Consider the following 12,369-nt stretch of genomic DNA (forward strand, 5'->3'; position numbering starts at 1 on the left):
TGCCCCTTCACCGGCGTACGTGCAGCCCGAATCCGCTGCGTCCCGCGGGCTCAAGACCCTCCTTCAACTGGAGCGAAGGGAGCTCGTAGTCGCCGAAGTTCTGCCGCCGGTACGGGATCGGCTCCGCCTCCTCCAGCGTGAGCAGCCGCTCGCGCCAGGCCTTGGCGATGTCCGCGAACGTGTCCTCGGACATCCGGTCCGCGCCGTGCACGACGAACGGCTCGACGGACTCGATGCCCGGGTAGAAGAGGATCCCGTGCTGGATGGGGAACAGCAGGTCCTCGATCGGGCCGTTGATGCCGCGCGGTCCGTAGTGCGCCTCGGGGCCGCCGACGGTCACCGAGAGCAGGGCCCTGCGGCCCGCGAGGGTGCCTTCGCCGTACCGCTCCCCGTACTTGACGTCGCTGTGCTCACCGACCCCGTACGCGAAGCGGTAGGTGAAGACCCGGTCCACCCAGCCCTTGAGGATCGCGGGCATCGAGTACCACCACAGCGGGAACTGGAGGATGACGGTGTCCGCCCACAGGAGCTTCTCCTGCTCGGCGCGTACGTCGTCGCCGAGCGCCCCGGCCTCGAAAGCGCGGCCGGAGTCCGCGGCGACCTTGAGCGGGGTGGAGGCGTGCGGACCGTAGTCCCCGGCGTCGGCGGCCGCCTTCCACCGCATCGCGTACAGATCACTGACCCGCACCTCGTGGCCGGCCTCCCGCAACGTCGATACGGCGATGTCCTTGAGCGCGCCGTTGAGGGAACGGGGCTCGGGGTGGGCGTGGACGATCAGTACCTTCATCAGGACTCCTCGGCAGGGGATCCGGTCCTCGGCGGACCGGCTCGCCTCGATCCTGGGGGGCTTTCGGCGCGCGGATTCAGGGGCGCCGTATCCGTAGGACCGGACTTCCTGGTACTGGCAGGGCCACCCACGCGGGCGGCCGCCGCGGTGATACTCGAGGGCATGGCACCTGGGGAACGGGAACACGCGGAGACCGAGCGCACCGGCGGTGACGACCTCGGCGGCTTTCTGCGGACGCGGCGGGCGCGGGTCGATCCGGCGGGCGTCGGCATCCCCGTGGACAGCCGGCGCCGGGTCGCGGGGCTGCGGCGCGAGGAGGTCGCGCATCTGTCCGGGGTCAGCGTCGACTACTACGTACGTCTGGAGCAGGGGCGGGCCACACAGCCCTCCGACCAGGTGCTCGACGCGCTCGCGCGGGTCCTCGGCCTGGACGGGACCGAGCGCGAGCACCTCGCCCGGCTCGCCTGCCGGCGCCGCACGCGGGCGAAGGCGCCGGGCGGGCGGGTACGGCCCGAGCTGCTCCGGGTCCTGGACCTCGTACCGGACGCACCGGCACTGATCATGAACCACCGGCTCGACGTGCTCGCCGGGAACCGGCTCGCGGCCCTCCTGTTCGGCCGGTCCTCGGCGGCGGGGCTCAACACGGCGCGGCACATCTTCCTGGAGGAGGCCGAGCGCGGGCTCTACGCGGAGTGGGAGCAGTGCACGCTCGACGCGGTCGGGCATCTGCGGCTGGCCGCGGGCAAGTACCCCGACGACCCCCGACTCGCCTCGCTCATCGGGGAGTTGGCCATGGGCAGCGAACGCTTCCGGCGGCTGTGGGCCCGCGCCGACGTCCGGGCACGCACCCACGGCCGCAAGACGTACCGCCACCCGCTGGTCGGACTCCTCGAACTGCACCAGGAGAACTTCACGCTGCCCGACGCCTCGGGCATGGAACTCATCGTGCTCTCGGCGCCGCCGGGCAGCGCGGCGGCGGACGGGCTGCGGCTGCTCGGCGGGCTGAGCGCGGGCTCGGCGGGAGCGGCGGGGGCGGAACACGGCTCCCCCGCCGCCGCACCGCGGCTCCGGAACTAGGGCCTGTCCGGAGCCGGACAGCCCCTAGACCACCTCCGCGAGCTCCGCGAGAAGCTTGCGCTTGGGGCGGGCGCCGACCACTTGCCACACCGGTTCGCCGTCCTTGAACACCATCAGGGTGGGCATCGACAGAACGCCGTACGCCGTCGTCGTACCGGGGTTGGCGTCCACGTCGAGCTGGACCACCTTGAGGCGTTCGCCTTCCTCGCGTGCGATCTCGCTGAGCACGGGCGCCAGTTGGCGGCACGGCCCGCACCAGGCGGCCGTGTACTCGACGAGCACGGGCAGTGGGGCCTTCAGAACCTCCTGCTCGAAGTCGGCATCGGTCACCTCGGGCACACCTTCGGCCTTCACCACGGTCCTCACCCCTCGTTCTCCTGCGACGGCGCCCCGGTTGGCGTCGTCTCGCACAGCGGATCGGGGCCGCCGGGCACCGCCGCCTCGGCGGCGAGGCGGGAGCGGGCCTCCTCGGCTCGCACCAGCTGACCGCGCACCTTCGCCCGCACCGACTCCAACTCGCCGATCAGCGCGTCGAGTTCATCGAGCTTGCGCCGGTAGACGGCGAGCGAGGCGGGGCAGGAGTCGCCCTCGGGATGGCCCGCGCGCAGACACTCCACGAACGGCCTCGTCTCCTCCAGGCCGAACCCGAAGTCCTGCAGCACCTTGATCTGCTCCACGAGCCGCAGATCGCTCTCGTCGTACGCCCGGTACCCGTTGCTGCCGCGCCGCACGGGCAGCAGCCCGCGCGCCTCGTAGTACCGGAGCGTGCGCGTGGTGGTCCCGGCCCGCTCGGCCAGCTCGCCGATTCGCATGCGTACGACGGTAATCCTTGACGCCGACGTCAAGGAAAGCCCCGGCGGTGGGGAGCCCCGGCGCCGGAGTCCGCGGCGGACCGCTTACGCGGAGGCGAGGCGCAGCACCACGGCGGCGGCGGCGAGCAGGACGAGGACCACGACGGGCGCGACCGCGTAGTCCTTGGCGCGCACGTGGAAGACGACGGCGCCGATGAAGTAGAGGACGACACCTATCCCGGCGGCCACCCCGATGAACGGGACCGCGAGCCCGACGAGCAGACCCACCGCGCCGGCTGCCTTCAGTGCGGCGAGCCGCGGCAGCCAGGACCCGGGGACACCGACCTTGTCCATGGACTCCACGATCGCGGGGTTGCGGGAGAACGTGAGGGTGGCGGAGGCGGCGAGGGCGAGGGCGAGCAGGACGCCGACGATCGCGTAGGCGAGGAACATACGGGACTCCAGGGAGATGGGGACGGGCACCGGCCCGGGCGCGGACCAATGCTGCTTGGCCCTCAACCATCGAAGGCTCGACATCATTGAAGCACATCAATGATTTAAGTTATTCCACCATGGAGCCCTTGGTACCGTGTGGGGTATGGCACCCTCCGAGCCCGCAGAGCCGCACTACCGCCCGGCGTTCCTGCTCGCGTACCACGGCGGGATCACCGAGAGCCTGATCCGCAGAGCGGTCGGCACGGCCGGGCTCAGCCCGCGGCACGTGGCCACGCTGCAGCTGCTGTCCGACGGGCCGGTCTCGCAGAAGGCCCTGATCGACGGCCTGGGCGTCGACCCGAGCGTCCTGGTCGCGCTGCTCAACGGCCTGGAGAAGGACGATCTGATCCACCGCCGCCGCGACCCCGCCGACCGCCGCCGCCACATCGTGGACATCACCCCGGAGGGCAAGGCCCGGCTGCGCAAGGCGGACTCGGCGCTCGACACGGTCGAGCAGGAGCTCTTCGCCGACCTGTCCGAGCGCGAGCGCACGACGCTGCGCACGCTCCTGGGCAAGCTGAGGACCTCGCCCGAGGACTTCACCTGCGGCGAGTAGTGACCCGCTGAACGCACCCGGGCCCGGAACCTGTCGAGGTTCCGGGCCCGGGTGCGTGTGGCGGGAGGTGCGGTCAGACCGCGGCCTCCTCCTTGTCGCCGCTCTTCTGCAGCGGCACCGTGTCCGACCGCTCGCCCGTGCCGTGTCCGTCGTCGAGGAGCGTGCGCTCGTCGAAGGGGATACGGCCCGCGAGGACCTCGTCCACGCGGCCGCGGTCGATCTCCTTGGTCCAGGTGCCGATGAGGACGGTGGCGACCGCGTTGCCCGCGAAGTTCGTCAGGGCGCGGGCCTCGCTCATGAAGCGGTCGATGCCGACGATCAGACCGATGCCGTCGACGAGGGCGGGCTTGTGCGACTGCAGACCGCCGGCCAGGGTCGCGAGACCGGCGCCGGTGACACCCGCCGCGCCCTTCGAGGCGACGAACAGGAAGAGCAGCAGCGGGATCTGCTCGCCGATGGACATCGGGGTGCCCATGGCGTCCGCCACGAACAGGGACGCCATGGTCATGTAGATCATGGTGCCGTCGAGGTTGAAGGAGTAGCCGGTCGGGATGGTGATGCCGACCACGGGCTTGCTGACGCCCATGTGCTCCATCTTCGCGATGACGCGCGGCAGCGCCGACTCGGAGGACGAGGTCGACAGGATGAGCAGGAACTCACGGCTCAGGTACTTGAAGAGCGTGAGGATGTTGAGGCCCGCGACGATCCGCAGGAGCGCTCCGAGCACGAGGAAGACGAAGAGGATGCAGGTGATGTAGAAGCCGATCATCAGGACCGCGAGGCTCTTGAGCGCGTCGAGGCCCGCGGAGCCGGTGACGGCGGCGATGGCGCCGAAGGCACCGATCGGGGCGGCCCACATGATCATCGAGAGGATCCGGAAGACCAGGCGCTGGATGTGCTCGACCCCGCGCAGGATCGGCTGGCCGGTGTCGCCCATGGCCTGCAGCGCGAAGCCGGCGAGCAGCGCGACGACCAGGGTCTGCAGGACCTCGCCGCCGGTGAAGGCGGAGACCAGCGTCGTCGGGATGACGCCGAGCAGGAACTCCTCGGTGCTCTTGGCCTCGGCGTCGACCTGCTCATGACCGGTGGCCGCGACGGAGTCCGTCACCGCGAGACCCGTACCGGGGTCGAGGATGTTGCCGACGACAAGACCGATCGCGAGCGCGACCATCGACATGGCCGTGAAGTACAGCAGGGCGATACCGCCCACCGCGCCGACCTTCGCGGCCTTCCGTACGGACCCGATGCCGAGCACGATCGTGCAGAAGATGATCGGCGAGATCATCATCTTGATCAGGTTGACGAAGCCGGTCCCGATCGGCTTCAGCTCCACCGCGACACCCGGGGCCGCGAAGCCCACGACGATGCCGAGCGCCACCGCGACAATGACCGCGATGTAAAGGTAGTGAGTCCTGTCCCGCTTGACCGGCGGAGCGGTTGTCGCTGCCACGGTGCCTCCTCGCACATACGGCTCTTCACAGCTGTTCACAGCCCTGTGCCGCATGTCCGCACAGCTCTGTGGTTCGCCGTGAATATCCATGAGTCCGTGAGCGGGGTCACCCTTGCGTACATTTAGTTCGCGCTTACGTCATGTGCACACTGGCTGCGTGTCACCGATACCCCCGGTCCCGCGGCCCCGCACGCTGCCCCGGATCCCCCGCCCGCGCTCCCTCGCCGCCCAGCTCTTCGCGATGCAGGTCGTCCTGGTCGCGGTCGTCGTGGCGGGCTGCGCGGTCTTCGCGTACGTGAGCGCGCACCACCAGGCCGAGAACGCAGCCGTGCGGCAGGCGACCGCGGCGGCCCGCTCGGTGGCGCTCTCCCCGTCGGTGCTGCAGGCGATCCGCGGTGACCACCCGACCGCGACCCTGCAGCCGTACGCCGAGTCGGTCCGCGAGGTCGCCGATGTCGACTTCGTGACGATCATGAATCCGGAGGGCATCCGCTGGACGCACCCGGAGCCGCAGAACATCGGCGCGAAGTTCCTCGGCCACATCAAGCCCGCCCTCGACGGCAGCACGTTCTCCGAGACGTACACGGGGACGCTCGGCCCCTCGGTCCGGGTCGTCACACCGATCCGTGACGGCGAGCGGATCGTCGGCCTCGTCAGCGCCGGCATCAAGATCGAGGAGATCACCGAACGCGTGCAGCGCCAGCTCACCGGGCTGCTCGCGGTGGCGCTCGGCGCCCTGGCCCTCGGCGGCATCGGCACGTACGTCACCAACGCGCGGCTGCGGCGCTCCACGCACGGGATGAACGCGGCCGAGCTGAGCCGGATGCACGACTACCATCAGGCCGCGCTGCATGCGGTGCGCGAGGGTCTGCTGATGCTCGACGGACAGCGCAGGATCGCGCTGCTCAACGACGGGGCGCGGGAGCTGCTCGGCATCGAGGGCGAGGTCGTCGGCCGCAACGCCGCGGACCTGGGGCTGCCCGCCCCGCTGACCGGGGCGCTCCTGGCGGCCGAGCCGCGCGTCGACGAGGTGCATCTGACCGCGGACCGGGTGATCGTCGTGAACACCTCGCCGGTGACCGGAGGTGAGCGGCGCGGCACCGTGGTCACGCTGCGCGACCACACCGAACTGCAGGCGCTGACCGGCGAGCTGGACCATGAGCGCGGCTTCACGGAGGCACTGCGCTCGCAGGCGCACGAGGCCGCGAACCGGCTGCACACGGTGGTCTCGCTGATCGAGCTGGGGCGTTCGGAGGAGGCTGTCGAGTTCGCGACGGCCGAGCTGGAGCTGGCCCAGGCGCTCACCGACCGGGTGGTCACCGCGGTCGGCGAGCCGGTGCTCGCCGCGCTGCTGCTCGGCAAGGCCGCGCAGGCCAACGAGCGCGGGGTCGAGCTGGAGCTCTCCCCCGACAGCAGGCTTGACGACCGGCTGCTTCCGGATACGCTGCCCGCCCGTGACCTGGTCACCGTGCTCGGCAATCTGATCGACAACGCGGTGGACGCCGCGACCGGCACCCCGGGTGCCGCGGTCACGGTCACCGCGCTGGTGCACGAGGGCGAGCTGCTCGTCTCCGTGTCGGACAACGGTCCGGGCGTGCCCGACGGTGTGGACGTGTTCGCGCGGGGCTGGTCCGGCAAGGGGCCGGGGCGCGGGATCGGTCTGGCGCTGGTGCGACAGACGGTGCACCGGCACGCGGGCACGGTCACGGTCGACGCCTCGGAGGACGGCGGCGCGCAGTTCACCGTACGGCTGCCGCTGAGCGGGCTGCCGGGGCAACGGGAGACGGACGGGGAGCGGGAGACGGAGGTGCGGACATGAGCGAGGCCAGAGGGATGGGCCGGCCCGGGGACAGGCCCCGGGACCCCGGCGCCGGTGAACCGTCCGACGCCATCCGGGTCCTGATCGTCGAGGACGACCCGGTGGCCGCGGACGCGCACGCCATGTACGTCAACCGCGTCCCCGGCTTCCGCGCGGTCGCCAAAGCACACTCGGGCGCGGCCGCCCGCAGGGCCCTGGAGCGCACCCGGATCGATCTGCTGCTGCTCGATCTGCATCTGCCCGACGGGCACGGTCTGCAGCTGGCCCGCAGCCTGCGCGCGGCCGGGCACCAGGCGGATGTGATCGCGGTGACCTCGGCGCGCGATCTGGCCGTGGTCCGCGAGGGTGTCTCGCTGGGCGTGGTGCAGTACGTGCTCAAACCGTTCACGTTCTCGACGCTGCGCGACCGCCTCGTACGCTACGCGGAGTTCCGTACGACGACGGGCGAGGCCACCGGTCAGGACGAGGTGGACCGGGCGCTGGCGTCGCTGCGCGCACCGCAGCCGGCCGCGCTGCCGAAGGGGCTCAGCGCACCGACCCTCGACCGGGTCATCGGCACGCTCCGGGCGGCGCCGGAGGGGCTGAGCGCCGCGGCGGCCGCCGAGTCGGCGGGGCTGTCGCGGATCACGGCCCGCCGCTACCTGGAGCATCTCGTCGACTCGGGCCGCGCGGTGCGCGCTCCGCAGTACGGGCAGGTCGGGCGGCCCGAGCTGCACTATCGCTGGGTCACGGGGTGAGGTCCCGCTCCCGCACCGCCATCTCCCCCGCGCCATAACAACGTTGTCACAGATCCGATCTCTGCGGGCGCACGGGCATTGACCCTCGGTGAACAACGACCGTACGTTCACCGAGCAGCCGCCCCGCAGGCTCGTAGGAGGTCCTATCGTGCGCCGCCGTCGTCGTGCCACCGCGCCCCTGGCACTCGCCGCATCCGCCCTGCTCGCCGCCACCACGCTGACTGCCTGCGGGGATGACTCCGGGAGTGACCCGGACACCCTCAAGGTCTCGTTCAAGCAGTCCACGGACAATTCCATCAAGGTCCAGGACAAGAACCTCGCCGCGATCAAGAAGCAGTTCGAGAAGGAGAATCCGGGCAAGAAGGTCGAACTGATCCCGATCAAGGCCCCGGACGCCGAGTACTACACGAAGGTGCAGCAGATGCTGCGCTCCGCGAAGACCGCGCCCGACCTCGTCTACGAGGACACCTTCCTCATCAACTCGGACATCACCAGCGGCTATCTGACCCCGCTGGATCCGTATCTGAAGAAGTGGAAGGACTGGCCGCAGTTCATCGAGACCGCGCAGGCCGCCGCGAAGGCCGAGGACGGCAAGACCTACGGGGTTCCCGACGGCACCGACACCCGCGGGATCTGGTACAGCAAGGCGCTCTTCAAGAAGGCCGGACTGCCCGAGGACTGGCAGCCGAAGAACTGGGCGGAGATCCTCGACGCCGCGCGCACCATCAAGAAGAAGGTGCCGGACGTCATCCCGCTGAACGTCTACACCGGAAAGCCCGGCGGCGAGCAGTCCACGATGCAGGGCTTCGAGATGCTCCTGTACGGGACGGGCGCGGACCCGCTGTACGACCCCTCGTCGAAGAAGTGGGTGCAGGGCAACCAGGGCTTCAAGGACTCCCTGGAGTTCGTGGAGACGGTCTACAAGGAGAAGCTGGGCCCGCCGGTCGAGGACGCGCTCGACCCGAACATCGGCACGCGCGTACGCGGTGAACTGCTCCCGGAGGGGAAGCTGGCCATCAACCTCGACGGCTCCTGGCTGCCGCAGGACTGGCTGGAGGGCTCGGGACACGAGTGGCCCACCTGGTCCGAGGAGCTGGGCCTGGCGCCCATGCCGACACAGAACGGCCAGGCGCCCGGCAAGGTCTCCATGTCCGGCGGCTGGACCTGGGCGATCCCCTCGAAGGCGGCCAACAAGGACCTCGCCTTCGAGTTCATCAAGACGATGCAGACCAAGGAGAACGCCCAGCGCTGGTACATCGCGAACTCCGGGATCGCGGTCCGCAACGACGTCGCGGAGGACCCGGAGTACGTGAAGGCGCAGCCCGGCATCAAGTTCTTCACCGATCTCGTGGAGTTCACCCACTACCGGCCCGCCTACCCGGCGTATCCGCAGGTGTCGGTGGCGATCCAGGAGGCGATGGAGTCGGTCACGACCGGTGACTCATCGGTCGACGAGGCGGCCTCCACGTATGACGAGGAACTCGAGTCCGTCACCAAGGGCGAAGTAACCAAGAAGTGAAAAAGCGCTCTCTGACCCGGGCCCTGCCCCTTTCGCCGGCGGTACTGCTGCTGCTCGCGTTCCTGGCAGGGCCCATCGGGTACTGCGTCTATCTGGCCTTCACGGATCTCCAGCTGACCGGCCAGGCGGACTCGTCCTTCATCGGCTTCGAGAACTTCCGCGAGGCGTTCGGCGACGACGACTTCCTCAACGCGGTCTGGCTGACGCTGGTCTTCACGGTCCTGTCGTCGCTGATCGGACAGAACACGCTGGGCCTCGGTCTCGCACTGCTCATGCAGCGCGCCTCGAAGACGGTGCGCACGGTCACCGGCGGCATCGTGGTGACCGCGTGGGTGCTTCCGGAAGTCGTCGCGGGCTTCCTGCTCTACGCGTTCTTCCGCCGCGAGGGCACCCTGAACTCGATCCTCGAATTCCTTCATCTCCCGTCCCAGAACTGGATGTTCACGCTGCCGATCCTGGCGGTCTCGTTCGCGAACGTCTGGCGCGGCACGGCCTTCTCGATGCTCGTCTACTCGGCGGCGCTCAACGAGATCCCCAAGGAAGTCGTGGAGTCGGCCGAGGTGGACGGCGCGGGCGGCTGGCGCCGCCTGTGGCACATCACGCTGCCGATGATCCGCCGCTCCATCGGCACGAACCTGATGCTGAACACCCTGCAGACGCTCTCGGTCTTCGGCCTGATCTGGGTGATGACCCGTGGCGGACCGGGCGGCCGCAGCCAGACCCTGCCCCTCTACATGTACGAACAGGCCTTCCAGAACAGCATGATCGGATACGCGACGGCCGTGGCACTCCTGCTCCTCATCGTCGGCTCGCTGTTCTCGCTCGTGTACATGCGGCTGCTGCGGACGGAGGTCTGAGATGGCGCTCTCCGGGGTGAGCAAGCTCCGCCGCCGTACGCGGCACCGCATCGCGGCCGATCTCGGGCTGCTCGCGGTGGCGGCGGCGTTCGTGCTGCCGCTCGCGTGGGTGGTCCTGTCCTCGCTGGACGCGGACGCGAATCTGAAGGTGAAGCTGCCGGGCAGCTGGACCTTCGACAACTACGACGCCGTCCTCGTCGACGACATCACCTTCACACCGCTGCTCAACAGCCTGATCCTGTGCGGCGGCGGGACCCTGCTCACGGTGGTGTGCGCGGCCTTCGCCGCGTATCCGCTGTCGCGCTACCGCTCGCGGTTCACGCGGCCGTTCCTGATGACGATCCTCTTCGCGACCTGTCTGCCGATCACCGCGATCATGGTTCCGGTGTACGCGCTGTTCGTCCAGGTCGACCTGATCGACTCGATGTCCGGCACCATCTTCTTCTTCGCCGCGTCCCAGCTCCCGTTCGCCGTCTGGCTGATGAAGAACTTCATGGACGGGGTGCCGAAGGAGCTGGAGGAGGCGGCGTGGACGGACGGCGCGTCCACGCTCACCTCGATGCTCCGGATCGTGCTGCCGCTGATGGGACCGGGCGTCGCCGTGGTGACGGTCTTCTCCTTCGTCATGATGTGGGGCAATTTCTTCGTCCCGTTCATGCTCCTGCTCGACCCCGCCCAGATGCCGGCCTCGGTCTCCATCAACGACTTCTTCGGCAACCGCGGCACCGTCGTGTACGGCCAGCTCGCCGCGTTCTCGATCATCTACTCGACACCGGTGATCCTGCTGTACGTGCTGATCGCGCGGCGGCTCGGCGGGGGTTTCGCGCTGGGTGGTGCGGTGAAGGGCTGAGCCCCGGAATCCGAGGTGAGGGCTGACCCCCCGGAATCCGGGGGCTCAGCCTCGGGGTCAGGCGCCGACGCTCACCGTGAACCGGCGCGGGTTGCCGTCGTGCGCCGCGCCGGACACATCCGGCTGGCCTTCGGGGCGTACGTCGTCGTACGGGAAGGCGTATCCGATCGGGGAGTTGGCGTGGACGACGCGTGACCAGTGGTTGGTGGTCGCGTCCTTGTAGTAGTCGTCCGCGGTCGTGCCGTTCGGCTGGTCGGGGTGCGTGAGCATGATGCTGCGGTTGAACCCGGCGGCGAGGCGGGCCAGGAGGCCCTTCTTGTCGTCGGAGTCGGCCGGGTTGTTGGTGAACGGCCCGTGGTTGCAGGTGAAGATGTCCTTCGAGGCCGGTTTGGGGAAGCTGTGGCCGCCGTTGAACGTGAGCGTGTCCCCGCTGACGCGGCCGGTGAACACCCCGCGCCCGCCCTGCAGATCGATCCGCAGGTCCTCGCCGCGGTACTTCTCCCAGACCCGGTCGACGTAGCCGTTCCACAGATCGCGGAACGGCATCTGGTCGGGCCGGTCGAAGTACGGCGCCATCAGGTTCTGCGGCGAGATGCAGCGCAGCACCTTGCCGTCGCCGCCCCGGATGACCAGCCGGTCCCAGGGCTGTCCGTCGCGGGCGGCCTGTGCCTGGAGGTCGGCGGCGATCCGGTCGACGGCGCCGTCGGGCAGCGGTGCGACGGTGTGCGTGGCGTCGCCTTCGAGGGTCAGACCGACGGGCAGGGCCGTCACGAGGTCGACGTAGCTGATGTTCGCGAAGAGCTGCTGCGGATTGAAGGTGAACTCGCAGAACGACCAGGTCTTGCCGTAGTTGGAGTCGGTGGGGGTGGCGAAGGCCGGTTCGACGAGGCCGGGGCCCGGGTTGAGATAGAAGTCCAGGGTGTCGTCGCGTACGAAGTAGACGCGCGCGCCGAACATCTGCGGCAGCGTGACGACCTTGGGCGCCGCGCCCGCGGGGTTCAGCGGGATGGCGCAGTCGACGGGCAGCGGGGTCTGCGGGGCGCCCGGCGACTCGGGCCGGTAGACGGAGCCGTCGGCCCGCAGCAGGACCCAGTTGCCGGTGCCCTGTTCGTGCCCGGTCACATAGGCACGGACGGTGCCGCTCAACGACTTGTTGGCCAGGGCGAGTTCGCAGGTGGCGGGGGCGGCGGCCGCGGGACCGTCCTGGGCGGCTCCGGCACTCCAGGACGGTACGGCGAGGGATGCGGCGGCAGCGGCTGCGCTCGCCGTGGCACCCGTGAGAAACAGTCGGCGCGATATCACGATCGGCGCTCCTGTGGTGGGGGGTTGTGGGGGTGGGCCCACTGTTGCGAGCGGGACGGGAGGCGTCAAGACTTGGGACGGGGAGCGCTCCCACTTTCTCTTTTCCTTCAGAAACTGAAGGCCGGGGCC

13 protein-coding genes are annotated in these 12,369 nt (G+C 69.7%); 7 read left to right on the top strand and 6 right to left on the bottom strand.

Annotation, left to right across the window (positions count from 1 at the left end):
* Positions 1–7 precede the first annotated feature (7 nt).
* On the bottom strand, positions 8–787 hold the full coding sequence (locus tag ACIBI4_RS28875) for an NAD(P)H-dependent oxidoreductase (protein WP_399207046.1): 780 nt from the start codon (positions 785–787) through the stop codon (positions 8–10).
* A 162-nt stretch (positions 788–949) separates the two neighbouring features.
* Here ACIBI4_RS28875 and ACIBI4_RS28880 point away from each other — a divergent pair, with 162 nt between their 5' ends.
* The gene (locus tag ACIBI4_RS28880; protein ID WP_399207047.1) at positions 950–1,864 is read left to right on the top strand and encodes a helix-turn-helix transcriptional regulator; all 915 of its coding nucleotides are present in this window, start codon (positions 950–952) and stop codon (positions 1,862–1,864) included.
* 24 nt (positions 1,865–1,888) lie between these two features.
* On the opposite strand, the gene trxA is transcribed toward ACIBI4_RS28880, so the two are convergent.
* The 3 genes from trxA to ACIBI4_RS28895 all read right to left on the bottom strand — a co-directional run bounded on the left by trxA (position 1,889) and on the right by ACIBI4_RS28895 (position 3,174).
* Positions 1,889–2,221 (bottom strand): thioredoxin, encoded by a 333-nt coding sequence (trxA, locus tag ACIBI4_RS28885; RefSeq protein ID WP_399207149.1) that lies wholly within the window; start codon positions 2,219–2,221, stop codon positions 1,889–1,891.
* A 5-nt stretch (positions 2,222–2,226) separates the two neighbouring features.
* A complete protein-coding gene (locus ACIBI4_RS28890; protein ID WP_399207048.1) occupies positions 2,227–2,676 on the bottom strand; it encodes a MerR family transcriptional regulator in 450 nt (149 codons plus the stop codon).
* 84 nt (positions 2,677–2,760) lie between these two features.
* Positions 2,761–3,174 (bottom strand): DoxX family protein, encoded by a 414-nt coding sequence (locus ACIBI4_RS28895; RefSeq protein WP_399207049.1) that lies wholly within the window; start codon positions 3,172–3,174, stop codon positions 2,761–2,763.
* Between the two features lie 79 nt (positions 3,175–3,253).
* Between ACIBI4_RS28895 and ACIBI4_RS28900 the strand changes: the two genes are divergently transcribed.
* Entirely contained in the window at positions 3,254–3,706 is a 453-nt protein-coding gene (locus ACIBI4_RS28900) for a MarR family winged helix-turn-helix transcriptional regulator (RefSeq protein ID WP_399207050.1), read from the top strand.
* A 73-nt stretch (positions 3,707–3,779) separates the two neighbouring features.
* Here the strand turns inward: ACIBI4_RS28900 and ACIBI4_RS28905 are convergent, their stop codons facing one another.
* Positions 3,780–5,210: a cation:dicarboxylate symporter family transporter gene (locus tag ACIBI4_RS28905; RefSeq protein WP_399207051.1), complete on the bottom strand. Its 1,431-nt coding sequence runs from the start codon at positions 5,208–5,210 to the stop codon at positions 3,780–3,782.
* A 103-nt stretch (positions 5,211–5,313) separates the two neighbouring features.
* Between ACIBI4_RS28905 and ACIBI4_RS28910 the strand changes: the two genes are divergently transcribed.
* The 5 genes from ACIBI4_RS28910 (at position 5,314) to ACIBI4_RS28930 (ending at position 10,938) form a co-directional block, all read left to right on the top strand.
* Complete coding sequence (locus tag ACIBI4_RS28910; RefSeq protein ID WP_399207052.1) at positions 5,314–6,975, top strand: ATP-binding protein; 1,662 nt, start codon at positions 5,314–5,316, stop codon at positions 6,973–6,975.
* A gap of 14 nt (positions 6,976–6,989) precedes the next feature.
* A complete protein-coding gene (locus ACIBI4_RS28915) occupies positions 6,990–7,712 on the top strand; it encodes a response regulator (RefSeq protein ID WP_399207150.1) in 723 nt (240 codons plus the stop codon).
* A gap of 148 nt (positions 7,713–7,860) precedes the next feature.
* Positions 7,861–9,231, top strand: coding sequence for an ABC transporter substrate-binding protein (locus ACIBI4_RS28920; protein ID WP_399207053.1), 1,371 nt, complete (start codon positions 7,861–7,863; stop codon positions 9,229–9,231).
* On the top strand, positions 9,228–10,088 hold the full coding sequence (locus ACIBI4_RS28925; protein WP_399207054.1) for a carbohydrate ABC transporter permease: 861 nt from the start codon (positions 9,228–9,230) through the stop codon (positions 10,086–10,088). Before ACIBI4_RS28920 ends, ACIBI4_RS28925 begins: the two co-directional genes overlap by 4 nt.
* A 1-nt stretch (position 10,089) precedes the next feature.
* Entirely contained in the window at positions 10,090–10,938 is an 849-nt protein-coding gene (locus ACIBI4_RS28930) for a carbohydrate ABC transporter permease (protein WP_399207055.1), read from the top strand.
* Between the two features lie 57 nt (positions 10,939–10,995).
* Here ACIBI4_RS28930 and ACIBI4_RS28935 read toward each other — a convergent pair whose 3' ends face one another.
* The gene (locus ACIBI4_RS28935) at positions 10,996–12,240 is read right to left on the bottom strand and encodes a glycoside hydrolase family 64 protein (protein ID WP_399207056.1); all 1,245 of its coding nucleotides are present in this window, start codon (positions 12,238–12,240) and stop codon (positions 10,996–10,998) included.
* Positions 12,241–12,369: the final 129 nt, after the last annotated feature.

Origin of the sequence: Streptomyces sp. NPDC050418 (assembly GCF_044458745.1) — a bacterium.
Taxonomy (GTDB): domain Bacteria; phylum Actinomycetota; class Actinomycetes; order Streptomycetales; family Streptomycetaceae; genus Streptomyces.